This window comes from Flavobacterium orientale (genome assembly GCF_014638005.1).
GTDB classification, from domain to species: Bacteria; Bacteroidota; Bacteroidia; order Flavobacteriales; family Flavobacteriaceae; genus Flavobacterium; species Flavobacterium orientale.
Window position 1 is genome coordinate 315,766 of record NZ_BMFG01000003.1, and the last position, 23,955, is coordinate 339,720.

General features: G+C 33.6%; 19 protein-coding genes. 15 read left to right on the forward strand and 4 right to left on the reverse strand.

The genetic code is table 11. The features are described from left to right. Positions 1 to 195 precede the first annotated feature (195 nt). The 11 genes from hemA to IEV15_RS06065 all read left to right on the forward strand — a co-directional run bounded on the left by hemA (position 196) and on the right by IEV15_RS06065 (position 10,112). On the forward strand, positions 196 to 1,452 hold the full coding sequence (gene hemA, locus IEV15_RS06015; RefSeq protein WP_188361605.1) for a glutamyl-tRNA reductase: 1,257 nt from the start codon (positions 196 to 198) through the stop codon (positions 1,450 to 1,452). Continuing rightward, positions 1,449 to 2,372, forward strand: coding sequence for a hydroxymethylbilane synthase (gene hemC, locus IEV15_RS06020; protein WP_188361606.1), 924 nt, complete (start codon positions 1,449 to 1,451; stop codon positions 2,370 to 2,372). The genes hemA and hemC overlap by 4 nt, the downstream gene beginning before the upstream one ends. A 10-nt stretch (positions 2,373 to 2,382) precedes the next feature. Beyond that, complete coding sequence (locus IEV15_RS06025; RefSeq protein ID WP_188361607.1) at positions 2,383 to 4,125, forward strand: TrkH family potassium uptake protein; 1,743 nt, start codon at positions 2,383 to 2,385, stop codon at positions 4,123 to 4,125. A gap of 10 nt (positions 4,126 to 4,135) precedes the next feature. After that, the gene (locus IEV15_RS06030; RefSeq protein WP_188361608.1) at positions 4,136 to 4,819 is read left to right on the forward strand and encodes a potassium channel family protein; all 684 of its coding nucleotides are present in this window, start codon (positions 4,136 to 4,138) and stop codon (positions 4,817 to 4,819) included. A gap of 52 nt (positions 4,820 to 4,871) precedes the next feature. Beyond that, entirely contained in the window at positions 4,872 to 5,498 is a 627-nt protein-coding gene (locus tag IEV15_RS06035; RefSeq protein WP_229734101.1) for a uroporphyrinogen-III synthase, read from the forward strand. Between the two features lie 23 nt (positions 5,499 to 5,521). Beyond that, positions 5,522 to 6,547, forward strand: coding sequence for a uroporphyrinogen decarboxylase (hemE, locus tag IEV15_RS06040; RefSeq protein WP_188361610.1), 1,026 nt, complete (start codon positions 5,522 to 5,524; stop codon positions 6,545 to 6,547). 33 nt (positions 6,548 to 6,580) lie between these two features. Then, complete coding sequence (locus tag IEV15_RS06045) at positions 6,581 to 6,808, forward strand: hypothetical protein (protein WP_188361611.1); 228 nt, start codon at positions 6,581 to 6,583, stop codon at positions 6,806 to 6,808. After that, entirely contained in the window at positions 6,798 to 7,700 is a 903-nt protein-coding gene (gene hemF / locus IEV15_RS06050) for an oxygen-dependent coproporphyrinogen oxidase (RefSeq protein WP_188361612.1), read from the forward strand. Before IEV15_RS06045 ends, hemF begins: the two co-directional genes overlap by 11 nt. After that, on the forward strand, positions 7,691 to 8,632 hold the full coding sequence (locus IEV15_RS06055) for a DUF4421 family protein (RefSeq protein WP_188361613.1): 942 nt from the start codon (positions 7,691 to 7,693) through the stop codon (positions 8,630 to 8,632). Before hemF ends, IEV15_RS06055 begins: the two co-directional genes overlap by 10 nt. A gap of 23 nt (positions 8,633 to 8,655) precedes the next feature. Next, on the forward strand, positions 8,656 to 9,645 hold the full coding sequence (gene hemB, locus IEV15_RS06060) for a porphobilinogen synthase (RefSeq protein WP_188361614.1): 990 nt from the start codon (positions 8,656 to 8,658) through the stop codon (positions 9,643 to 9,645). A 65-nt stretch (positions 9,646 to 9,710) separates the two neighbouring features. Further along, positions 9,711 to 10,112, forward strand: a complete 402-nt coding sequence (locus IEV15_RS06065) for a c-type cytochrome (RefSeq protein WP_188361615.1) — start codon at positions 9,711 to 9,713, stop codon at positions 10,110 to 10,112. Between the two features lies 1 nt (position 10,113). On the opposite strand, the gene IEV15_RS06070 is transcribed toward IEV15_RS06065, so the two are convergent. Together IEV15_RS06070 and IEV15_RS06075 are read right to left on the reverse strand one after the other, a co-directional pair. Continuing rightward, the gene (locus IEV15_RS06070; protein ID WP_188361616.1) at positions 10,114 to 10,797 is read right to left on the reverse strand and encodes a response regulator transcription factor; all 684 of its coding nucleotides are present in this window, start codon (positions 10,795 to 10,797) and stop codon (positions 10,114 to 10,116) included. After that, the gene (locus IEV15_RS06075) at positions 10,794 to 11,996 is read right to left on the reverse strand and encodes a sensor histidine kinase (RefSeq protein ID WP_229734102.1); all 1,203 of its coding nucleotides are present in this window, start codon (positions 11,994 to 11,996) and stop codon (positions 10,794 to 10,796) included. Before IEV15_RS06075 ends, IEV15_RS06070 begins: the two co-directional genes overlap by 4 nt. A 239-nt stretch (positions 11,997 to 12,235) precedes the next feature. Between IEV15_RS06075 and IEV15_RS06080 the strand changes: the two genes are divergently transcribed. Both IEV15_RS06080 and IEV15_RS06085 read left to right on the forward strand, forming a co-directional pair. Beyond that, complete coding sequence (locus IEV15_RS06080) at positions 12,236 to 12,688, forward strand: DUF1573 domain-containing protein (protein ID WP_188361618.1); 453 nt, start codon at positions 12,236 to 12,238, stop codon at positions 12,686 to 12,688. A 114-nt stretch (positions 12,689 to 12,802) separates the two neighbouring features. Next, positions 12,803 to 13,516 carry a 3'-5' exonuclease gene (locus tag IEV15_RS06085; RefSeq protein ID WP_188361619.1) on the forward strand — a complete coding sequence of 238 codons (714 nt, stop codon included), beginning with the start codon at positions 12,803 to 12,805 and terminating at the stop codon, positions 13,514 to 13,516. A gap of 63 nt (positions 13,517 to 13,579) precedes the next feature. On the opposite strand, the gene IEV15_RS06090 is transcribed toward IEV15_RS06085, so the two are convergent. Continuing rightward, the gene (locus IEV15_RS06090) at positions 13,580 to 16,837 is read right to left on the reverse strand and encodes a S8 family serine peptidase (RefSeq protein ID WP_188361620.1); all 3,258 of its coding nucleotides are present in this window, start codon (positions 16,835 to 16,837) and stop codon (positions 13,580 to 13,582) included. A gap of 209 nt (positions 16,838 to 17,046) precedes the next feature. Between IEV15_RS06090 and IEV15_RS06095 the strand changes: the two genes are divergently transcribed. Next, positions 17,047 to 18,726 (forward strand): ABC transporter ATP-binding protein, encoded by a 1,680-nt coding sequence (locus IEV15_RS06095; RefSeq protein ID WP_188361621.1) that lies wholly within the window; start codon positions 17,047 to 17,049, stop codon positions 18,724 to 18,726. A 6-nt stretch (positions 18,727 to 18,732) separates the two neighbouring features. On the opposite strand, the gene hflX is transcribed toward IEV15_RS06095, so the two are convergent. Further along, positions 18,733 to 19,950: a GTPase HflX gene (gene hflX, locus IEV15_RS06100; protein ID WP_188361622.1), complete on the reverse strand. Its 1,218-nt coding sequence runs from the start codon at positions 19,948 to 19,950 to the stop codon at positions 18,733 to 18,735. A 170-nt stretch (positions 19,951 to 20,120) separates the two neighbouring features. Here hflX and IEV15_RS06105 point away from each other — a divergent pair. Beyond that, positions 20,121 to 23,955 (forward strand): choice-of-anchor J domain-containing protein (locus IEV15_RS06105; protein ID WP_188361623.1); only part of this gene is annotated, 3,835 nt, incomplete at its 3' end.

Sequence of the window (23,955 nt, forward strand, 5' to 3'; positions counted from 1 at the left end):
GAATTTTGTTTATTTAGAATTATTCTAAACAAATGCATTCAAAAGCATTGAGAACACTACAAATATAAAAGAAATTACGATGAAAAGCATAATTTGGATTGGTATATCTTCAAGCGATACAAAAAGTACTTTGAGCGATACTTTTATAAAATAGATAATGATAATTTTGTTCAACTTTTTAGGAAAAGTGTATATATGGAAAATTTAAACTTGTCGAAACATCAAACCTTCTATGCGGTTGGATTGAGTTACAAAAAAGCAGATGCGGAGACACGAGGAAAGTTCAGTTTAGATGCGAAAGCAAAAACGAATATTTTGCTTCAGGCAAAATTAGAAGGAATTGACAGTTTGATTGTTACATCTACCTGTAACAGAACAGAAATATATGGTTTTGCACAACATCCGTTTCAATTGATTAAATTGATGTGTGAAAACAGCATTGGCACTGTTGAAGAGTTTCAACGTGTGGCTTATGTCTATAAAAATCAAGAAGCCATTTCGCACATGTTTCGTGTGGGAACTGGCTTAGACAGTCAGATTTTAGGTGATTTTGAAATTATCAGTCAAATTAAAAATAGTTTTGTTGAAAGCAAATCACTAGGATTGACCAATTCCTTTATGGAGCGTTTGGTTAATGCTGTGATTCAAGCGAGCAAACGCATCAAAAACGAGACAGAAATTAGTTCAGGAGCGACTTCGGTTGCATTTGCTTCGGTTCAATATATTATCAATAATGTAGAAGGAATTTCTCAAAAAAACATTCTCCTCTTCGGAACAGGTAAAATTGGTAGAAACACCTGTGAGAATCTAGTGAAACATACTAAAAATGACCATATCGTTCTCATCAACCGAACCAAAGATAAAGCAGAAAAAATTGCTGGAAAATTCAATTTAATTGTAAAAGATTATACAGAATTACAACTAGAAATTCAGAAAGCCGATGTGTTAATTGTTGCCACCGGAGCACAAAATCCTACAATCGATAAAGACATTTTAAATCTAAAAAAACCACTTTTAATTTTAGATTTATCCATCCCAAAAAATGTAAATGAAAATGTGAAATCACTGGAAAACGTTTCATTAGTTCATATGGATTATTTATCGCAATTGACAGATGATACCTTAGAAAAAAGAAAACTACATATTCCGGCTGCTGAAACGATTATAGATGAGGTGAAATCGGAATTTATTTCGTGGATGAAAGCCAGAAAATTTGCTCCAACGATTCATGCTTTAAAAGAAAAATTGAATTCAATCAAAGACGGCGAATTGGATTTTCAACGAAAAAAAATAACCAATTTTGATCAGGAACAAGCTGAGATTATCAGTAACCGAATCATTCAAAAAATCACAACCCATTTTGCCAATCATTTAAAAGATGACAACACGATGGTGGATGAAAGTATCGAATGGATTGAGAAAATTTTTCAAATTGAAACGGCTGTAAAATGAGTAAAACCATCAAAATTGGAACTCGTGACAGCGAACTCGCACTTTGGCAAGCTCATACCGTAGAAAGAAAATTAAATGATTTGGGTTATCAAACCGAAATTGTTTCTGTAAAATCGACAGGCGACATTATTCTTGACAAACCACTTTACGAACTCGGAATCACAGGAATTTTTACGAAAACTCTTGATATTGCTATGCTGAAAGGCGAAGTTGATATTGCCGTTCATTCGATGAAAGATGTGCCAACGGCTTTGCCAAAAGGAATTATGCAGGCTGCGGTTTTAGAACGAGCTTCAACTTTAGATATTTTGGTTCACAATGGCGATTTATCTTTTTTAGAAAATTCAGGTACAATTGCTTCCGGAAGTTTGCGACGAAAAGCTCAGTGGTTAAATAAATATCCTTCTCACCAAGTAGAAGATTTACGCGGAAACGTAAATACTCGAATGCAAAAATTGAAAGATAATAACTGGAACGGTGCTGTTTTTGCTGCTGCCGGCTTAGAACGAATCAATTTGAAACCCGAAACATTCATCAACCTTGATTGGATGATTCCTGCTCCAGCACAAGGTGCAATGGTGGTGGTTGCGATGGAAAATGATGCTTTTTCTCAGGAAGCATTGGCTCATTTAAACCATAAAGAAACAGAAATTTGCACGTATGTTGAGCGACAATTTCTTAAAACGCTTGAAGGCGGTTGCACAGCACCTATTGGAGCATTAGCAGAAATAAATGAAGATGTAATTACGCTAAAAGGTGTTCTTTTTTCATTAGACGGAAAAGTGAAATTAGAAATAGAAAAAACAATAAATACAACTTTGTATCAAAATTTTGGCGAACTTTGTGCTACTGAAATTTTAGAAAACGGTGGTTCTGAATTAATGCAAAGTATAAAAACCGCATTAAACCAAAAGCACTAACTATTGCTTTATGGAAAAAGATTCTATATTCAAGATAATCTATCGCTTTTTTGACCTCATTGTATTGACATACATCGTTTTCGATTTTGGATATAGCATTCATGAAGAATACCACACCCCAAAATTTATCGGATTAGTGTTGATAACAATTGCGTTATTTGCTTTCAATATCTTCAAATATTTTTATTATAAAACATCAGGAAGAAAAAAAGTAGCTTTAGTTAATTCTGTTATTATCGGACTACTTTTATTGATTTCTCTGTTTGTTTCAATAGTCAATATTGATTCTCATTATCTAGATGTTTTGCGAAAAATAAGGCCCATTTTGGAAGCCGGTTTGATATTTTATTTCATCATTCGATTGATGATTTTGGTACGATATGTCTACGAAGTGTATTACAATCCTGCTATTGTTTTTGTAGGAAGTTTTTTTGCCATTATTATCATCGGATCGTTTTTGTTGATGCTTCCAAACGCCACAACAAACGGGATTACGTTTACCGATGCACTTTTTACATCTACCAGTGCCGTTTGTGTTACAGGTTTAATTGTGTTGGATACCGCTGTTGATTTCACAACCGTAGGACAAACTATTATTGTTAGTTTAATTCAAATTGGCGGATTAGGAATTTTAACATTTACTTCCTTTTTTGCTTTCTTCTTTAGAGGTAGCTCTTCTTTTAAAGAAGGATTAAATGTTAGAGATTTTATTGCACAAGACACGTTGAAAGACGTTTTAAAAACAGCACTAAACGTGGTTGTGTTTACTTTAAGTGTAGAAATAATCGGGGCTTTATTTATCTATTCTTCTATTTATGAAAATCCTGAAATTGAGGATAAAGTTTTCTTTTCTGTTTTTCACGCAATATCTGCTTTTTGTAATGCTGGATTTTCAACCATGTCAAACGGATTAAGCGAAGCACACCTTCAATTTAATTATTATATGCAATGGGTTCTTATCATAATGATTGTTTTTGGTGGTTTAGGATATAATATTATTTTTAATTTTTATCAACTGGTTAGAACAAATGTCTTGGAATTTTTTGACAGAAAAAGAATTCACAAACAAGTGAGTATTATGACTTTAAATTCAAAAATTGTCATTTATACCACAGGTATTTTATTAGTTGGAGGCTTTATTTTTCTTTGGATTTCAGAATACCACAACACTATGAATTACCACCAAACGTTGTTTGGAAAAATAACGGCAACCGCTTTTAATGCAGTCACACCTAGAACGGCAGGTTTCAACACCGTTGATTTTTCTGAGTTCACAGTTCCTACTTTGTTGTTTATTATCTTTTTAATGTGGATTGGAGCTTCACCAGCTTCAACAGGAGGTGGAATAAAAACCAGTACCTTTGCATTAGCAACATTGAACATTTTTTCAATTGCTAGAGGGAAAAGCAGAATCCAGTTGTTTGGTAGAAGAATTTCAAGTGAATCAACCTCGAGAGCCTTTGCCATTTTATGTATATCATTAATAGTAATTGGTTTCTCAATTCTCAGTATTTTGATTTTTGAACCCAAAGGGACAGATTTATTGACTGTAGTTTTTGAGTGCTTTTCAGCTTATAGTACTGTCGGCTTAAGTTTAGGATTAACACCTAACCTTACAGAACCAAGCAAATATATTATTATCGGAACCATGTTTATTGGAAGAATAGGAATGCTCAACTTAATGATTGGAATGCTTCGTCAAATCAACCATCAGTTTTATGAATATCCTAAAGAAAATATTTTAATTAACTAATAGCAAAGAAATGAAAATCATCATTTTTGGATTGGGAAATTTTGGAATGTCATTGGCGTTAAGCTTGACAGAAACCGGAAACGAAGTGATTGGCGTTGACAAACAAATGGACAAAGTCAATCTGATAAAAGACAAAATATCGCACGCTATTTGTATGGATTCAACAAACGAATTGGCCTATGAATCGCTACCGTTAAAAGATGCCGACAAAGTAGTTGTTGCCATTGGAGAAAATGAAGGGGCGGCTATTATAACAACGGCTATTGTAAAAAAATTATCTGAAGCAAAAATTATCAGTCGTGCTTTATCACCAATTCACGATACGGTTTTGGAAGCTATGGGGATTTACAGCATCATACATCCGGAACAAGAAAGTGCTGACCGATTGACCAAACAGATAAATTTTAAAACAACACTTGAAAATTATCAGTTAGATAATAATTACACTATTTCTGAGGTAAAGGCCAAACCGGAATTTTATAGCAAAACGATTGGAGAATTGAATGCAATTGATAAGTATCATTTGAATGTGGTAACCATCATCAGAAAGAAAGAAAAAACCAATTTGATTGGAAAAAAATCAATTGTTAAAGAAACTATCGGGTTGCCAACTTCTGAAACGGTGATTTTGGAAGATGATATTCTAGTGGTGTTTGGTGAAAACAAAAATATTTCAGTGTATTGTGACGGATAAAAGTATCAGGATAGTTACAACAAAAAAACTTCAATCCAACCAAAAACAGTTTTTGCTTAATGCTGATTTTCGATTGATTGAAGCTGATTTTATTGAAATTGAACTTACCAATTTTGAATTGAATTCCACATTAGACTGTTTGATTTTTACCAGTCAAAATGCCGTTTTAAGTGTTTTAAAAAATGAAAATCATTTAATTTTAAAAGATAAAATTTGTTTTTGTGTTGGAATAAAAACAAAACAACTTTTAGAGCAAAACGGATTTAAAGTTGAAAATTCATTCCATTATGCCGATGAGTTGGTTGATTATTTATTAGAAAATCATTCTGATAAAAAATTCACTTTTTTCTCCGGAAATTTGAGAAGAGACACAATTCCGATAGTCTTTCAAAAAAAGGAGATTATTTTTGAAGAAATTGAAGTCTATAAAACCATTTTAACGCCACACAAAATAAATAGTCCTATTGATGGGATTTTGTTTTTTAGTCCGTCAGCTGTTCAAAGTTATTTAAAAGAAAATTCCATTTCAAACGAAATTTGTTTCTGCATTGGAACAACAACAGCAAATGAAGTTGAAAAAACAACGAATAAAATTGTGATTGCAAACCAACCAACGGTTGAAAACGTAATCATACAAACGATAAACTATTTTAATAAATCAAATCCTGAAAATGAATAATCAGGAGAATAATTATAAAAATTATGCTTAAAAATGATCTTTTCTTAAGAGCTTTAAATAATGAAACTGTTGAACGTCCACCCGTTTGGATGATGCGTCAAGCCGGAAGGTATTTGCCGGAATTCAGAGCTTTACGCGACAAATATGATTTTTTTACTCGTTGTGAAACACCGGAATTAGCTGCCGAAATTACAGTGCAACCTATTAGAATCGTAAAACCTGACGCTGCTATTCTGTTTTCAGACATTTTGGTTGTTCCAAGAGCAATGGGAATTCATGTGGAATTAAAAGACAATTTAGGGCCCATTATTCCCAACCCAATTCGCTCGATGGATGATGTGAATAAAACATTTGTTCCCGATGTTCATGAAACGTTAGGCTATGTTTTTGACGCCATCAAGTTAACCAAAGAAATGTTGAATGATGAGGTGCCATTGATTGGTTTTGCCGGTTCGCCATGGACAATTTTTTGCTATGCCGTGGAAGGAAAAGGTTCAAAAAGTTTTGATACTGCCAAAGGATTTTGTTTTTCAAATCCGGTAGCGGCTCATACGTTATTGCAAAAAATTACAGATACAACTATCTTGTATTTAAAAGAGAAAGTAAAAGCGGGCTGTAACGCTATCCAGATTTTTGATTCTTGGGGAGGAATGCTTTCTCCCGTTGATTATCAAGAATTTTCATGGCAATACATTAATCAAATTGTGGAAGCATTGGCTCCTCATACCAAAGTAATTGTTTTTGGAAAAGGATGCTGGTTTGCTTTGAATGATATGGCTAAATCAAAAGCTTCGGCTTTAGGAGTAGATTGGACGTGTTCAGCAAGAAATGCACGTTATTTATCCGGTGGGAAAATCACCTTACAAGGAAATTTTGATCCATCACGATTATTATCACCTATTCCAACCATCAAGAAAATGGTACATCAAATGATTGATGAATTTGGAAAAGACAGTTATATCGTTAACCTTGGACATGGCATTTTACCTAATATTCCCGTAGATCATGCCAAGGCGTTTGTGGAGGCGGTGAAGGAGTATGGGAAGTAGGCAATGTTCAGTTTTTAGTATGAAGTAATGATAATGACCATAAAAGAATTAGAAGATTGGATGTTTCAAAACAATATCAAAAACACGTTTACTCCTAATTTTAGGTATGTAACTGATATTGGAGAAGGATTAGAAAATCTTTCTGGTTTATATGTTTGGTATTATATTGACGAAAGAGGAAATCGGACAGATGTTAAATATTTTAACTCTGAAAAGGATGCAGTTTTGTTTTTAATTGATTACTTAATAAATGAAAGATAAATTTCTAATATACATTCAAACCCTCCAAAATCAAATTACTTCAAAACTAGAAGAAGTTGATGGTGTTGCCAAATTCCGAGAAGATATTTGGGAGCGACCGGAAGGTGGTGGAGGACGAACCCGCGTTATAGAAAATGGAAACGTTTTTGAAAAAGGCGGTGTCAACATTTCTGCGGTTCATGGGAAGTTGCCAGATTCGATGCAAAAATTATTCAATGTAGGCGAAGCCGATTTTTTTGCGTGCGGATTGAGTTTGGTTCTTCATCCAAAAAATCCAATGGTACCAACCGTTCATGCAAATTGGCGTTATTTTGAAATGTATGATGAAAACGGAAGTATCATAAATCAATGGTTTGGTGGCGGACAAGATTTGACACCGTATTATTTATTTGAAGAAGATGCCACTCATTTTCACCAAACTTGTAAAACCGCTTGCGACAAACACAATCCGGAGTTCTATCCAAAATATAAAAAGCATTGTGATGATTATTTTTGGAATGCTCATCGTTTTGAAGCACGCGGTATTGGGGGTTTATTTTTTGATTATTGCAAAGCATCCGATGTGATGACAATGGAAAATTGGTTCAACTTTGTAACTGAAGTGGGCAATAGTTTTCTTGAGGCTTATGTTCCAATTGTTGAAAAAAGAAAAGAGTTACCTTTTACAGAAGCACAAAGGACTTGGCAGGAAATTCGCCGTGGTCGTTATGTTGAATTTAATTTGGTTCACGATAAAGGAACGCTTTTTGGATTAAAAACCAACGGCAGAATCGAAAGTATTTTGATGAGTTTGCCTCCTCATGTGCAGTGGGTTTATGATCATCATCCGGAAAAAGGAAGTGAAGAAGAAAAATTAATTTTGGTACTGCAAAAACCAAAAGAATGGGTGTAAAAATTGTAATAGGACTTTTTTTGGGAGCAATAGGCAGCTTGTTTGCTCAGCAAGATTCTGAAGAAAACAGTCATTTTACAAATTATGATGATAAACTAATAACCAGTTTATACTATTTTGACACATCCAACAATTTTTTATTCAATTACAATTTAGACGGAACATCTAATTATTTAGAATTTCAGCCTAATCGTAGAGAACAAATCGGGGTGAATTTGAGTTATAAATTCATCGATGTTTCCTACGGGTTTTCTCCTGCTTTTCTTGCAGAAAACAAAGACAACAGCGGTTCAAAATTATTTACATTAAGCACACGATTTTATCATAAAAAATGGATGCAATCGCTCACTTTTATCAATCAAAAAGGATTTTATGTAAGCAATGGCGAAGTGCAAGCTCCGTTTCCGAGAATGCGAACCACAAAAATTGGCGGAACTACCTCGTATATTTTCAACGATAAATTTTCGTTCAAAACTATTGCGAATCAAAAAGAATGGCAATCAAAAAGTGCCGGAAGTTTTATTCCAAATCTTTCGATTTTTTATACCAATTTCGATTTGAATGACGGAGGAGAAGACACCAACAGCAATATTTATTTAGTTTCGTTGGCTCCGTCTTATTTTTATAACTTTGTAATCAATAATCAATTTTTGCTTTCGGGCGGAATGTCAACCGGAGCAGGATTTAACATTGTAGATGGAGATATATCGGCTATTTATGAATGGAGTGCGAGTTTAAAAATTGGCTATAATTCCGATTCGTTTTTTACCTTTGTAAACCTGAATTATATTGATTTTATTCAGGACTCAACCGCTCAAATTCGATTGAATGACCAAATTTCAACTGTAAAAATAACCGCAGGCTATCGTTTTGATCCGCCCAAAAAAGTAAAAGAATTTTACGATAAAACAGCAGAAAAAATCGGATTGTAAATCAATCAAAATATAAGAACATTATGTTTCCACTCAGAAGAAATAGACGACTAAGAACCAACGAAACCATTCGCTCGCTAGTACGCGAAACCATACTTTCACCCAGCGATTTTATTGTTCCGCTTTTTGTAGTGGAAGGAAATAATGTGAAAGAAGAAATTCCTTCCATGCCCAATTATTTCAGATTGAGTCTCGATTTATTGGAAAAAGAAGTAAAAGAATTAGCCAAATTAAATCTGAAAACGGTTTTGGTTTTTGTAAAAGTTCCTGACCATTTAAAAGATAACAAAGGAACCGAAGCATTAAATCCAAATGGCTTAATGCAACGAGCGGTGAAAGTAATCAAAAACGTCGTTCCGGATATGATTGTGATGACCGATGTTGCTTTAGATCCGTATTCGTCTTTTGGGCATGATGGCGTGCTTGAGAATGGTATTATCGTAAACGATTTAACATCAGCAATATTAGCAGAAATGAGTTGTTCACATGCAGAAGCCGGAGCTGATATCGTTGCTCCAAGCGATATGATGGACGGCAGAATTCTAGATATTCGCGAAGCTTTAGAAGAAGAAGGTTATGTAAACACAGGAATTATGGCTTACAGTGCCAAATATGCATCAGCTCATTACGGTCCATTTCGTGATGCATTAGACAGTGCTCCTGTTAATAGTATAAATGTACCGAAGGACAAAAAAACCTATCAAATGGATTACCACAATCGCATAGAAGCGATTCGTGAAACCAGAATGGATATTGATGAAGGAGCCGATATTGTGATGGTAAAACCGGGAATTGCTTATTTAGACATTGTTCGAGAAATTAAAAATGCATTTGATGTTCCTGTTGCTGTGTATCAAGTTTCGGGCGAATATGCAATGATTAAAGCAGCCTCGGAAAAAGGTTGGCTTGACCACGATGCTGTGATGATGGAACAAGTTACTGCTATCAAAAGAGCCGGTGCCGATATGATTGCGAGTTATTTTGCAAAAGATGTTGTGAAAATAATCTCGTAAATGATTTATATCATAAAATAAAATTTAGTTCCGATTTATCTTTGAATGAATCAAAACGGTAGCTTATGAGAAAATTATTTTTTATACTTATTATGGTAGGTTTTATTTCTTGTGGAGATAAAAAACCGGAACCTTTTGGAAAAGCATCAGATGAAGTTTTAAAAGATGCGACGCCAATTGTGGTTGATGAAAAATTAAAATTAGGAGAAGAACTTTTTAATGGTGTTGGGATGTGTAAATCATGTCATTTGCCCGATAAGAAAGTTATTGGGCCAAGCATCGTTGAAATTGCTAGAATTTATAAAGATAAAGAGGCAAATATGGTTGAATTTTTAAAAGAAAATGCCGACCCAATCGTTGATCCTTCGCAATATGAAGTGATGAAAACTAATTTTGCAATTACAAAAACCATGAGTGATGACGAACTCAAAGCAATTGAAGCTTATATGTATAGCTTTTTGAAATAGTTTATTCTACAACCAATTTGAACCCAACTCTCGGAATATTTTCAATTCGAATGTTGGGTTCTTCTTTGAAAATTTTTCGCAAACGAGAAATAAAAACATCAAGGCTTCTTCCCATAAAATAATCGTCAGTTCCCCACAATTCTAATAAAATTTTTTCTCTTTTTAAGACAGTGTTTTTATTGTCTAAAAACAATTTTAGCAAAGCAGCTTCTCTATCAGTTAAGTTGGTAGTTTGCGAATCTTTGGTGACACAATAATTATTAGGGTCAAATTCAAAAGCACCAATTTTATATAATGTCGCATTGGAAGTTGAAGTTTTCACGCTTCTGTTAAGAAAAATTTCAATTTTAAGCAGAAGTTCTTCCATGCTATAAGGTTTCACCAGATAATCATCTGCACCTAACTTCAAACCTTTAATTCGGTCTTCTTTCATGGTTTTTGCCGAAAGAAATAAAATGGGAATTTCTTGGTTGCGTTTTCGAATTTCAGTTGCAATTTCAAATCCGTCCATATCGGGCAACATCACATCCAAAATACATAAATCATAGGTGTTTTTACAAAAGGCTTCAAAAGCAGTTTTTCCATTTGTAAATCGAGCAACATCATATTGGTTTTCTAAACTATCGGCAGTTAAAAAACCCAAAGTTTCGTCGTCTTCAACATAAAATATTTTTCGCTTGCTCATATACAATCTTTTTTTGGAACAGAAATAAAAACGGTTAAACCACCTTTTAGATTGTTTTCGAGTTTTATTTTCCAGTAGTGTAAATCTATGATTTTTTTCACATAAGAAAGTCCGATTCCAAAACCCTCAATGTCTTTTTTGTCTTCTCTTGGCACGCGATAAAATTTATCAAAAACATTTTCAATATGGATTTTCTCAATGCCGGGACCATTGTCTGCAATTGAAATATCTAAACCTTTTGCGGTTTCTGTAGTTTGTATTAAAATTTCCGGAGAGTCGCCACTATATTTTATGGCATTTTCTATTAGATTAAAAAGCGTGTTGTAAAAATGAAATTCATCAGCCATAACTTTTTGTTGAACCGGAATTTCAATTGATATAGCACTTTGTTTGTTTGTTTTTAACAACACATTTTCTTTTATTAACTCAATCATTTCTTTCAACGCGATTGGTTTTTTATCTAATTCAATCCATTTTCCGTCACCTTTTGCAACAGTTAGGATTCTTTCAATATGTTGATTTAGTTTTTGACTTTGTGTTATGATGATGTCAGTATACTTTGATAATTTTGGATTGTTTTTGATTTCAGGTTGGTTTTGAGTATAATTAGAAGCAATTAAAATGGAAGCCAGAGGTGTTTTAAATTCATGTGTCATGTTATTGATAAAATCAGTTTGCAATTCCGCATATTTTTTTTGTCGCAGCAATTGAAAAACAGAATACACATAAATCACCAAAACAAGCAATAGGATTCCTGTAAAAAACCAATATTGACCCAAAGATCCGATTAGAGAATATTTTAGTTGGGGAAAACGAATAGCAAAATAATATATTAAGCCTTCTTTTTTTTCGAAACAATTTTCGCATTTTTCAGACTGTTCGACATTTGAAGAAATATAGCTGCCATACATCATTTCATCCGATGCACAATCATAAATGGCATATTCAAAATCAACATCTAATTTTACTTTTTGAAATTCTGTTTTTAAATAATATTCCAACACCTCGGCCTCAAAAACATCATCAACATTAACAATATAATAATCTTCGGTAACTTTTTTAATTTGATTATTGATTGGTAAATTAGTTTTATTATCACGATAAATTTTTTGAACAACATCCTGGAGAGCAAAATGTATTTTATCACCTACTTCTTTTTTTTCAAAAGCATAAGCTTGGTTTAGCAAAAGTAGCTGCATGATTAACACACCAACAATTGCCAAAAAACCAATAAAAATGATACTATTTAGTTTTGTAAATTTCAAAGTAGCACAAAAATAAGTAAAACAAAACTAGTAAACACTATGTTGCTAAAATCACCCAAAATAGCGGATTAACAACTCATTAACAAAACTTAGTAGGTGCTTAACATCAGACTTTTAGAGATAGTTATATATTTGTATCAATAAATTAAAATACTAACACAAAAATACTATTTATGAAAACAGTTAAAACAACTTTCTTTGCAGTAATTGCAATGTTTGCTTTCTCAGCGAATTCAAATGCTCAAGCACCAGCTAAAAATCCTTTGACAAAACCTGCTATTACAACAACTCCGGCTGCAACAAAACCATCAGCACCAGTTGCATGGAAAGCTGAAGTTTATGATTTTGGTGATATTAAAAAAGGAACACCCGTAAGTCATGACTTTACTTTTACAAACACAACAAAACAAACTGTTTTAATTACAAATGTAAAAGCATCTTGTGGTTGTACTGCTACAGATTATACAAAAACTCCAATAAAACCGGGAGAAACTGCTTATGTAAAGGCTACATATAACGCTGCAGCTCCAGGAGCATTTTCAAAAACAGTTACAGTAACTTTAAATGAAAATGAAACGCCAAAAGTTTTAACGATAAAAGGTAAAGTGGTTGAGCCTCAATCATAATACAATTTAAATACATATAAATTAACCACGCAATTTGCGTGGTTTTTTTGTTTTATTGGCGAAACATTAAAGATATTTTCCTACTTTTATATTCAAACTCAAAATCTTTTTCAAATGTTAGAGAGAATTAAATTGGATACTATATTGTTTTTAGATATTGAAACGGTTCCCGAAGAAGAAAATTTTCAGAATTTGGATGCAGAAAGACAATATTTGTATGAACAAAAAACACAATACCAACGAAAAGATGATTTTAGTGCGGAAGAGTTTTATGACCGAGCCGGAATTTGGGCAGAGTTTGGAAAAATTATTTGTATATCTGTTGGTTATTTTGTTTGTAAAGGGGACATTAGAAATTTTAGAGTAACCTCTTTTTTTGGGGATGAAATTAAGATTTTAAAAGATTTTAGTAATTTGATAAACAATCATTTTAACCAACCCCAACATTTAATGTGTGGTCACAACGCAAAAGAGTTTGACTTTCCTTTTATAGCCAGAAGAATGATAATCAACGGCGTTTCAATTCCTTCAAAATTAAATTTTATTGGTAAAAAACCTTGGGAAGTTCCTCATTTGGATACATTAGAAATGTGGAAGTTTGGCGATTATAAACATTATACATCGTTACGACTATTGACAAAAGTACTCAATATCCCATCACCAAAAGATGATATTGACGGTAGTGAAGTGGGTCATGTTTTTTATGTTGAAAAAGACATTGATCGCATTGTAACGTATTGTGAAAAAGATGTAATAGCAGTGGCTCAAATATTTCTAAAACTTCGAAATGAAGACTTGTTAGTAAATGAAGAAATACTTCATGTATAAAAAACACCTCCAAAACACAAATGACAATTTGTATTTTGGAGGTGTATAAATCTTAAAAAGATGCTAATTTGTTATAACTAGTTTGGTTGTAAACTTCAGATTGTTTTCGGAAATCGTTAAGATATAAACGCCATTATTTAAATGATTAACATTAATTTGCTCTTCATTTGATATAATTGCTTTTGAAAAAACAACTCTTCCCTGCATATCAACTAAATTCAATTCAGAATTATTTCCCGTGTAATTAGGATTTTTAATTGTAAAGACACCTTTTGTTGGGTTTGGATAAATCAAAATTTCTGAGAATAAATTATCTGATATGTTTAAGGTTTCTTGAATTAAAATAGTTACAACTTCATTAGAATACCAGCCCCAAGTAGCATTAATCACATTCACAACAAAAGAATCTGAGGCTTGAGAGTTTTGACTATTGGTATAACTGATTTTATTTTGAATTATATCCTCTTGGGTAAAGGTGTCACCAATGTTTAGGTTTATATTGTCTTTTTTCAAAATCCCTAATGAAGTATTTTCAATTACGGTATAAACATGATCAGTAGTTGATTGGTTATTTGTTTGAGCGTTTAATTCAGAAGGAACAATAACTTTCGTGCTGTTTGTATTGGTGATTACGTCATTTTTTGTAAACATCATGGTGTTTATGATATTTGCAACACTACAAAAAGTTAGGGTAAAAGCATTTATGACTCCACCATCTTGGTTGTAATTATCAATTACTTTTAATGTCCATGTGCCAGCGGTGTCTAAATTATTGAAGGTGTTCAAGGGTTCAAAAGGAATTATAGTTCCTGAAATAGCCGGATTTGTACTGCAAAACAATGGAGTTCCATTATCGTCTAAAGTTGCAGTGATATCATCGTCACTACCACAAGGTTCTTCTAATAAAATGATGGTATTATTTGGACCTTCAAGATAAATAGTCATGTCTTGTACCCATGTGTGATCAATATCAATGGTAGCAGTTACTTTGCTTACACTGAAGTTATTGGGAATAATTATCGGAACTGAAGCAACCGAATTTGCAACAGTACCAATTATTGCATCTGAAAAATCTGTTGCATTAAAAACCAAACCACAAGTTACACGACCGGTTTGAAAACTAAAAAAGTTAACATTTGATGAAACTCCACAATCATTACTTGGAATAATTCGCCAATAATAAACAGTTCTACTTTGTAAACCAGAGATAACTGCTGTGTTTTCAGTAACAGTTTGATTTTGAATGATAGTAGCAAAAGTTGGGGTAGTTGATACCTGAACTAAATAGCTTGTTGCATTTGGATCAACGTCCCATGTTAACGAAGTTGTAGCAGCAATGCCACTTTGACCATTGCTCGGATAAATTTGAATAATGGGGTTAAATAATGCATTATATACAATTAATTTAACATACCTTGTTTCAGTTTCAGAACCATTAGTTCCAACTACCCCAATGTTATATTCTCCCGGAATAGCATTTTGAAGATTAGAAACAGTCATAGTAAAAGAATCATTTGAACTCAAGGAATTTGAACTAAAAGTTACAACAGATCCAAGCGGTTGATTAATAGCAGAAAAGTTTACCGGATTTCCTGACTGAATCATAAAATTGAAATCAAAAACTGCGGATTCAGTTGCACAAACTTGTTTATCATTACCTTGAGGTATAATTGCAAAACCAGAACTAATACCTGTCACAATTAAAGAATAATCTTGTTTTCCTGAGACTAGATTTCCTTTATGAGAAACGTTAATGGTATAAACACCACCATTGGCTTGATCAATTTTAATAATTTCTACATTATCTACATTATTATCACTTTCTCTTAAGGCTACAGAATTTGCATCTTGTTGTAATCTCCATGGATAAAAAGTACTTCCATCTTGAGTTATTCTTATATCTAAATCATTTACAAGTGCAGGCGTGGGGTCGTTTAAAACGCCATTGTTTGCAATTCCGGGAACATCTGTCCAAGTTATTGAAGCTACTAAAGGCATACCAACAACAGATTGAACTGTCATGGTATATGTTTGCCCTTGAGATAAGATGTCTTCTGCTATCCAAGAACTTAATCCGTTATTGTTTAACGTTACTGCCGCAGCTTTAGCATTCAACAATCCCCATCCAAATTTTGCATCAGGACCAGGATTTTCAACATCATCCGCTGTGTGACAAGCTAAACCTTTTAAAGTTGCAGCTCGCATATATCTCCCATTGAGTTGATTGTAATATTGTTGTAATAGAGCTAAAGTTCCCATTACATTTGGAGCTGCCATAGAAGTTCCAGATAATGTAGTGTAACTTGTATCGTTAGTACTATTGGTTGAAAACAATCCTGTTCCATTACCTGTAATATCAGGTTTTATTCTTAAATCATCTGAAGGTCCTTGGCTACTTCCAGAATTGATAAAAACACTAATTAAATTTCCATCATTATCAACAGTTGCATCCTGTGCATTTGCAACCACTAAATTGTTTTTAGCATTTTTATTGCCATTAAGTTTATCATAACCAAATGTTGAAGGGCTTGAGTTTGTATTATTCCCATCATTTCCAGCAGATACAACCATTAAATAATAAGGTGCAGCATGAGCAATTTGATCCCAAGCTCTTGCCGGCTGAGAATAAGCACCTGTATACCATGGGTCATTTATGCTACTCAATGGAGTTCCGTAGGAATGATTTGAAAGTAGAAGACCATTTTGAATTTCTTGAGTAACTTCAGTCAAATCATTACTCCAATCATAAGTTTTTACAAAAATAGAGGGAGCCATTCCTTTTGCATTAGGGTTAATTCCGGATGCAGCAATGGTTCCTGTCACATGAGTAGCGTGAAAACTATTTCCATTTAGTGATGTTACCCCATCACCGGCTTCTACTCGAAAATCAAATTCTTGATGACTTAGTCGTGTAGCACCACCGTCCCAAACGCCAACAGTTAAGTTTTCACCATTTAGATTTAAGTTAAGTGAACCCCCTGAATTTAAATGATTTGCACGAGTTGACCGAGATGCATTCAGGTTTTCAATAGCATAATATAATGGATTGCCATCATCAAGAATACCTACCAACTCATCAAAAGATCCATCAGGATTAACTTTTATTAAATCCCAACCTTTTTCTTTTGCAAGTTTTTGAATTCTTATTTGATTGTTTCTGTAGTTTTGAATAAATTCATTCTCTAGTTTTTTTAACTCTTGAAGGTTTGATGCTTCTAGAATATATCTTTTATCAAGATCACTTTGAGAAAATAATAGAGAAGAACAAAATAAAAATAGTACTAGAGTACTGTTAATAATAAATAGGTAGACTTTATTCATTGTTTATTTATCGAAATTTAAAAGACAGCAAATATATTAATTTAATTTTATGTAGTTTTATTTATAATTTTTTAAACAATTGATGATTCAAATCTACTAAATTCATTATCATTATAACTTTTTTTGAATAACATTAACTATTGTTTATTACGCAATTTTTGAAAATTTGGTTTGCAAAATAGCACTATATTTATTCCAATTGAAATGAAATGGTATTACAAGTAAAAAATCTTAATATTTCTTTTAAAAAAGGAAATGGTTATCATAATGTGATAAGTAACCTTTGTTATGAATTAAATTCTAACGAAATACTTGGTATTGTTGGTGAATCCGGTTCAGGAAAATCGGTTTCTTCACTGGCAATTATGGGATTGCTTCCAAAAAAACTCGCAAAAATTGATGAAGGAGAAATCCTGTTCGATGGACAAAATCTTTTGCAAGTTGATGAAAAAAAATTTCAAAAAATCAGAGGCTCAGAAATTGCAATGATTTTTCAAGAACCAATGAGTTCCTTGAATCCTTCATTAAAATGTGGTTTTCAAGTTGGAGAAATTTTAAAAGTTCATACTAAAAAGTCAACCGCTGAAATAAAACTTGAAGTTTTACAATTGTTTGAAAAAGTAAAATTACCTAATCCTGAAAAAATTTATTCTAGTTATCCTCACGAAATTTCAGGCGGACAAAAACAACGAGTAATGATTGCAATGGCTATTGCTTGTAAACCCAAATTATTAATAGCTGATGAACCTACAACAGCACTTGATGTAACGGTTCAAAAAGAGATCATTTTACTCTTAAAAGAACTACAGCAAGAAACTAAAATGAGCATTATTTTTGTTTCACATGATTTAGCTTTGGTCTCAGAGATTGCTCACAATGTTTTGGTAATGTATAAAGGAAAGATTGTTGAACAAGGAAATACACAACAATTGTTTAATGACCCTCAGCATGATTACACAAAAGCACTTTTGGCATCTAGACCTTCTTTAGAATATCGATTAAAACGATTGCCAACTATAAATGATTTTATTGAGAAAACAACCAACTCTACAATCATAACTGATGAAATTAGAAAAAGTAATCACCTAGAAATGTATAATAAACCGCCATTGTTGGAAGTGGTTGATTTAACAAAAGAATATGTTTCAACTATTGGATTTTTTTCAAAAAAGCAAATTTTTACTGCGGTTGATTCGGTGAGTTTTAAAATATATGAAGGAGAAACTTTAGGTTTAGTAGGTGAATCCGGATGTGGAAAATCTACTTTAGGTAACACCATTATGTTGTTAGACAAAGCGACAAGCGGGCAAATTTTTTATAGAGGTAAATTGATTTCTAACCTTTCAAAAAGCGAACAACGCGATTTGAGAAAAGAAATTCAAATTATTTTCCAAGACCCTTATTCTTCATTAAATCCCAGAATTCCTGTAGGTAAAGCAATCATGGAACCGATGAAAGTTCATGGTTTGCATAAAAATGATGCAGAACGAAAAGAAAAAACTATAGAAATATTAAAACAAGTGGGATTAGGTGAGGAACATTTCAACCGTTACCCACATGAATTTTCGGGAGGACAAAGACAACGTATTGGAATTGCCAGAACCATTGCAGTTCAACCAAAATTAATTGTTTGCGATGAATCTGTTTCGGCATTAGACATTTCTGTTCAGGCACAAGTCTTGAATTTATTGAACGAACTAAAAGAAAATTTTGGATTTACCTATCTTTTTATCTCTCATGACTTAGCTGTCGTAAAATATATGTCAGATAAAGTTATGGTGATGAATAAAGGAAAAATTGAAGAAATTGAAGAAGCAGACCAATTGTATAACAATCCAAAATCTGAATACACTCAAAAACTAATTAATGCCATTCCAAAAGGAAATTAATCAGCACTATTCTTCAACAGCATCATTATAATCAGGATATAAGAATTTGTTGTAGGGAAAACGAGAAATGTGAATTTCTCTCACGGCTTCGTATACATTTTCTCTAAATTCTTCAAAATTATCTTTGTTCACAGCCGAAATAAATAGAGCATTTCGTTTGCCAACATTTGACATCCAAGTGTTTTTCCACTCTTCTAATGTTTGATGTCTTGGTGTTTTCTCAGTTAAATTATCTTCATCAAGAAGCAGTGGTTTGTAGGCATCAATTTTATTGAAAACCATAATTGTTGGTTTGCCATCGCTTTTAATATCTTTTAAAATTTGATTAACCGAATCAATATGATCTTCAAATTCCGGATGAGAAATATCTACAACATGCAATAATAAGTCGGCTTCTCTAACTTCGTCCAAAGTACTTTTGAATGATTCAATCAATTGAGTTGGTAACTTTCGTATAAATCCAACAGTATCTGAAAGTAGAAAGGGGAGGTTTTTTATCACAACTTTTCTAACGGTAGTATCTAACGTTGCAAAAAGTTTGTTTTCTACAAAAACTTCGCTTTTGCTGATAACATTCATTAAAGTAGATTTTCCAACATTGGTATAACCTACTAAAGCCACACGGACTAAAGCTCCACGATTACCTCTTTGAACAGACATTTGTTTATCAATTACCTTTATTTTTTCTTTTAATAAAGCAATTCGATCTCTAACAATTCGTCGGTCAGTTTCAATTTCAGTTTCACCCGGGCCACGCATTCCAATTCCACCACGTTGTCTTTCTAAGTGTGTCCACATTCCTGAAAGTCTGGGAAGTAAATATTGACATTGAGCTAATTCAACTTGAGTTCTGGCATAAGAGGTTTCTGCTCGTTGAGCAAAAATATCAAGAATTAGATTTGTTCGATCTAAAACTTTACAATCTAATATTTTGGTAATATTTTTTTGTTGAGCAGGAGTAAGTTCGTCATCAAAAATAACAGTCTTGACATCATTTTCTTTAATGTAAAGATGTATTTCTTCAATTTTACCAGTACCTACAAAAGTTTTTGGATTAGGTTTATCCATCTTTTGAGAAAATCTTTTAATAACTTCACCACCGGCTGTAAAAGTTAAAAACTCTAATTCATCTAAATATTCATTAAGTTTCTCATCACTTTGAAGCTGTGTTATAATTCCAACCACAACCGTTTTTTCAAAATTTATTTCTATTTTCTCTAACATAGTATCGCTTTATCACTGCAAAGCTAATCAATTGAAAAATCTTAAAGTGTAATTAATTAAAATCTTTAAAAGTTAAAAACGAATTTTTTGTTAATCAATCTTTAAAATTTGTTAAATTTGACTTCCCTAAACAGAATTTGTTACATTTTTTTAACTCTAACGTTCATTTTATGAAAAAAATTACGCTTTTACTAGTAGCGGCTTTTTGCACACTAACGGGATATTCCCAATATTTCGAAGGGTTTGAAGGAGCTACTTTTCCGCCAGCTGGATGGTTGGTTACTGACAATGGTGTCGGAACTACTTTTAGTTGGGAACGAACCAACAATGTTACAACTCCACCAACTGTTTATGAAGGTACGTTTTCTGCCTTTATGACTCGTGAAAACATCGGAATTGGTAACACCTCAGAAGATTGGTTAATTACAAATCAACTAGCAGTCCCCGCAAATGGACAGTTACGATTTTTTACTCGATCCACTTTAGGAGGAAACCAAGGTACCCTATATCAAATTAGAGTTTCAACAAGTGCTAACCAAGCAGATTTGGGAGCTTATACATTGTTGCAACAATTTACTGAAAACGAATTGACAGAGGCATTTAATGTTTATGAAGAAAAGATTATAAGCTTAAATACATTTCCAGCAAATCAACAAGTTTTTATAGCATTTGTTATGGTTTTTACACAACCAACTACTGCTTTAGGAGGTGACCGTTGGTTAGTAGATAATGTTTCTGTTGTAGAACAATGTATTGATCCAATAGACCCAACGGCTTCAAACTTTTCTTTAACCGGTGCAACACTTTCTTGGGGTAATCCTGGCGGTGCAACGCAGTTTGAAGTAGAAGTTGTTCAAGTACCAAATACTCCAACCGGAGTTGGTATTTTAACAAACAGTAATCCTGTAACAACGGAAGCTTTAGGGTTAACGCTGCAACAAGCAACACAATATGAGTTTTATGTAAGAGCAGTATGTGCCTTTTCAAGTAGCTTATGGGTTGGGCCATTTATTTTTTCGACAGCTGCACCCGGTCAGACTTGTGAAGCTCCGGCTGTGATTTCATCGTTGCCTTATGTTACAACAGATAACACCAATAATTATGGTGATGAATATGGTGGTACTGCTGGAACTGGTTGTGGTTCTGGGAATCCTTATTTGAATGGTAACGATGTATTTTATAGTTTCACAGCAACCAGTAACGTCCCTGTAACAATAACCATGAGTCCAACTAGTAATTGGTCGGGTTTGTTTGTTTATAACAGTTGTGCCAATGTTGGTGTAAGTTGTATTGCAGGAGTAGCAAACTCAAATACAAACCCGAGAGTTATTATTTTACCTGTAACTGCAGGCCAAACATATATAATTGCAATTTCAACTTGGGCTACAGGTGCTCCAACACAGAGCACGGGATATACCTTAACTATTGTTGAAAATACGTGTACCAATTTTACAGCCACATATAGTGTTTTGCCAGATTGTGCTAATGGTAATCAGTTTTTTGCTGTAGCAAATGTTACCAACATGGGAACTGCCACTTCAGTTGTGGGTACTTCTAGCGAAGGTGGTGCAACGCAATCTGTAACTGAGCCAGGAACTATGCAATTTGGTCCTTATCCAAACGGAACAAACGTAACATTAAACCTTCAAAATGCAAACGATGTCAATTGTTTTTCAAATAGTGCCAACTTAACTCAAGCTTTTTGTCCTGCTACAAATAATTTATGTTCAGGAGCTATTCCTATAGAATGTGGTGACTCAGAAACTCAAACTACCGTTGGTGCAACAACCGCCGGAGCTCCAACATTTACATGTGGCACAGGACCTGGTTCAGGAGGTCTTTGGTATTCACATTTAGGAACGGGAGATATAGTTACATTTTCACTATGTGGTTCAGCATTTGATACAAAAATTCAAGTATTCACAGGTTCTTGTGGCACATTTACTTGTGTTGCAGGGAATGATGATTTTTGTGGTAATCAATCACAAGTTCAAATTGTAACTACTCCAGGTGTAACCTATTATGTATATGTATTTGGTTTTGGAACGGCACAAGGTGTTTTCACATTAACTACTAATTGTACTCCTGCACCTCCAACACCAATTAACGATAATTGTGATACAGCAACTGTTGTACCTGTGAATACAGATGCAACATGTGCATTAACCGTACCCGGAACAATAAATGGTGCTACTCAATCACCTCAAGCCAATACTTGTGTTGGGACTGCAAACGATGATGTTTGGTTTCAGTTTGTTGCTACTCAAGCATCTCATACTATTTCATTATTAAATGTTGCAGGTTCAACAACAAATTTAAATCATGCGTTGTTTTCAACAACAAATCCAAGTGATCCTTGTGCGGCTTTAACTTTAGTTTATTGTAGTGATCCTAATGCAAGTTTTGCGGCCGGTCTTACACCAGGCAATACTTATTATATTAGAATATATAGTTCAGGAACTGCTATTCTTCAAAACACAACTTTTGATGTTTGTGTTAGTGTACCACCACCACCACCAGTAAATGATAGTTGTAGCACCCCATTAGTTGCACCTGTTAACTCCTCTCTTATATGTGCAGATACAATATCCGGAACTATTACCAGTGCAACAGCCTCTCCAGAGCCAAATGCTTGTACGGGAACTGCTGATGATGATGTATGGTTTCAGTTTACTGCTTTAGCTAGTATACATAATATTAGTTTTAATAACGTTCAAGGGACAACTACAGATTTAGCTTTTGCTACATATTCCGGTGCATCTTGTAATGCCTTAACGCAAATAAATTGTCAGGTAAATAATAGCGGAGTGGTAGGAGGTTTAACTCCTGGAGAGGTGTATTATATACGTGTTTATTCACAACCGGCAACACCTAACTTAATCGCTAGTTTCGACTTGTGTATTACCACTCCTACCCAATGTGACAGTGCTCAATTAACTTGTGGAGATGGATCGGTAATTAATAATCAAATAGGTGTTCCTAGTTATGGATCTATTGGTTGTTTAAGTACTACGCCAAATCCATTTTGGTTCACTATTGAAATTGAAACATCAGGGTCTATTACTTTTACATTAAATCAAACTTCAGCTGGAAACTCTGATGTCGATTTTATATTGTGGGGGCCTTTTACAAGTGCTCAAATTAACAGTACTGCGTGTAATAATTTATATGATTATCCTGACGGGAATTTATCAATTCCTAATAATATTGTAGATTGCAGTTATTCTGCTGCAGCGACAGAATTCATAGATATCCCTAATGCGATTCAAGGACAGCATTATTTATTGTTAGTTACTAATTTTGGAAACTCTTTAGGAACATTTAATATCAATCAAACAGGCGGTACCGGTGCCGCTGCATGTTGTAACGTTGATTTAGGTCCAGACTTAGTATTCTGTAATCAAGATTCGCACACAATAAATGCAACTTTTACAGGTGATCCAGGTACAGTAATATGGTATAAGGACAATGTCGTAATTCCAAATCAAACAACAGCTTCCTTAACAGTTACTGAAACAGGAATTTATAAATGTGATATAGCTTGTGGTCAAACTACAAAATCAGATGAAGTTTCAATCACATTTAACAACATAGCCGCTGATGAAAAAGAGAATGTCGTTGTTTGTGATAGTTATATTTTACCAGATGATTTAAGTGCTAATAATAATTATTATACTGCAACCGGAGGTCCAACAGGAACTGGCACAATGTTAAATGCAGGTGATGTTATTAGTACTTCACAAACTATTTACATTTTTGCTCAAACCGATACAACTCCTAATTGTACCGATGAATCAAGTTTTGAAGTTCAAATTATACCAACGCCTGTAGTTGTTGGCCCGTTAAATGTTGTTGCCTGTGATTCTTACGCACTACCCACGATATTACTTGGTAATTATTTCACTGGTCCTGGTGGCACAGGTCTATTGTTAAACGCAGGAGATTTGATAACCACTACACAAACCATTTATATTTACACCACTAATGGTCCTTGTGCTACAGAGG

What these genes read in the sequence shown, in the direction of transcription:
- hemA (WP_188361605.1), top strand. Translation starts at nt 196, where the DNA reads ATGGAAAATTTAAACTTGTCGAAACATCAAACCTTCTATGCGGTTGGA.
- hemC (WP_188361606.1), top strand. Translation starts at nt 1,449, where the DNA reads ATGAGTAAAACCATCAAAATTGGAACTCGTGACAGCGAACTCGCACTT.
- IEV15_RS06025 (WP_188361607.1), top strand. Translation starts at nt 2,383, where the DNA reads ATGGAAAAAGATTCTATATTCAAGATAATCTATCGCTTTTTTGACCTC.
- IEV15_RS06030 (WP_188361608.1), top strand. Translation starts at nt 4,136, where the DNA reads ATGAAAATCATCATTTTTGGATTGGGAAATTTTGGAATGTCATTGGCG.
- hemE (WP_188361610.1), top strand. Translation starts at nt 5,522, where the DNA reads ATGCTTAAAAATGATCTTTTCTTAAGAGCTTTAAATAATGAAACTGTT.
- IEV15_RS06045 (WP_188361611.1), top strand. Translation starts at nt 6,581, where the DNA reads ATGACCATAAAAGAATTAGAAGATTGGATGTTTCAAAACAATATCAAA.
- hemF (WP_188361612.1), top strand. Translation starts at nt 6,798, where the DNA reads ATGAAAGATAAATTTCTAATATACATTCAAACCCTCCAAAATCAAATT.
- IEV15_RS06055 (WP_188361613.1), top strand. Translation starts at nt 7,691, where the DNA reads ATGGGTGTAAAAATTGTAATAGGACTTTTTTTGGGAGCAATAGGCAGC.
- hemB (WP_188361614.1), top strand. Translation starts at nt 8,656, where the DNA reads ATGTTTCCACTCAGAAGAAATAGACGACTAAGAACCAACGAAACCATT.
- IEV15_RS06065 (WP_188361615.1), top strand. Translation starts at nt 9,711, where the DNA reads ATGAGAAAATTATTTTTTATACTTATTATGGTAGGTTTTATTTCTTGT.
- IEV15_RS06070 (WP_188361616.1), bottom strand. Translation starts at nt 10,797, where the DNA reads ATGAGCAAGCGAAAAATATTTTATGTTGAAGACGACGAAACTTTGGGT.
- IEV15_RS06075 (WP_229734102.1), bottom strand. Translation starts at nt 11,996, where the DNA reads ATGCAGCTACTTTTGCTAAACCAAGCTTATGCTTTTGAAAAAAAAGAA.
- IEV15_RS06080 (WP_188361618.1), top strand. Translation starts at nt 12,236, where the DNA reads ATGAAAACAGTTAAAACAACTTTCTTTGCAGTAATTGCAATGTTTGCT.
- IEV15_RS06085 (WP_188361619.1), top strand. Translation starts at nt 12,803, where the DNA reads ATGTTAGAGAGAATTAAATTGGATACTATATTGTTTTTAGATATTGAA.
- IEV15_RS06090 (WP_188361620.1), bottom strand. Translation starts at nt 16,837, where the DNA reads ATGAATAAAGTCTACCTATTTATTATTAACAGTACTCTAGTACTATTT.
- IEV15_RS06095 (WP_188361621.1), top strand. Translation starts at nt 17,047, where the DNA reads ATGGTATTACAAGTAAAAAATCTTAATATTTCTTTTAAAAAAGGAAAT.
- hflX (WP_188361622.1), bottom strand. Translation starts at nt 19,950, where the DNA reads ATGTTAGAGAAAATAGAAATAAATTTTGAAAAAACGGTTGTGGTTGGA.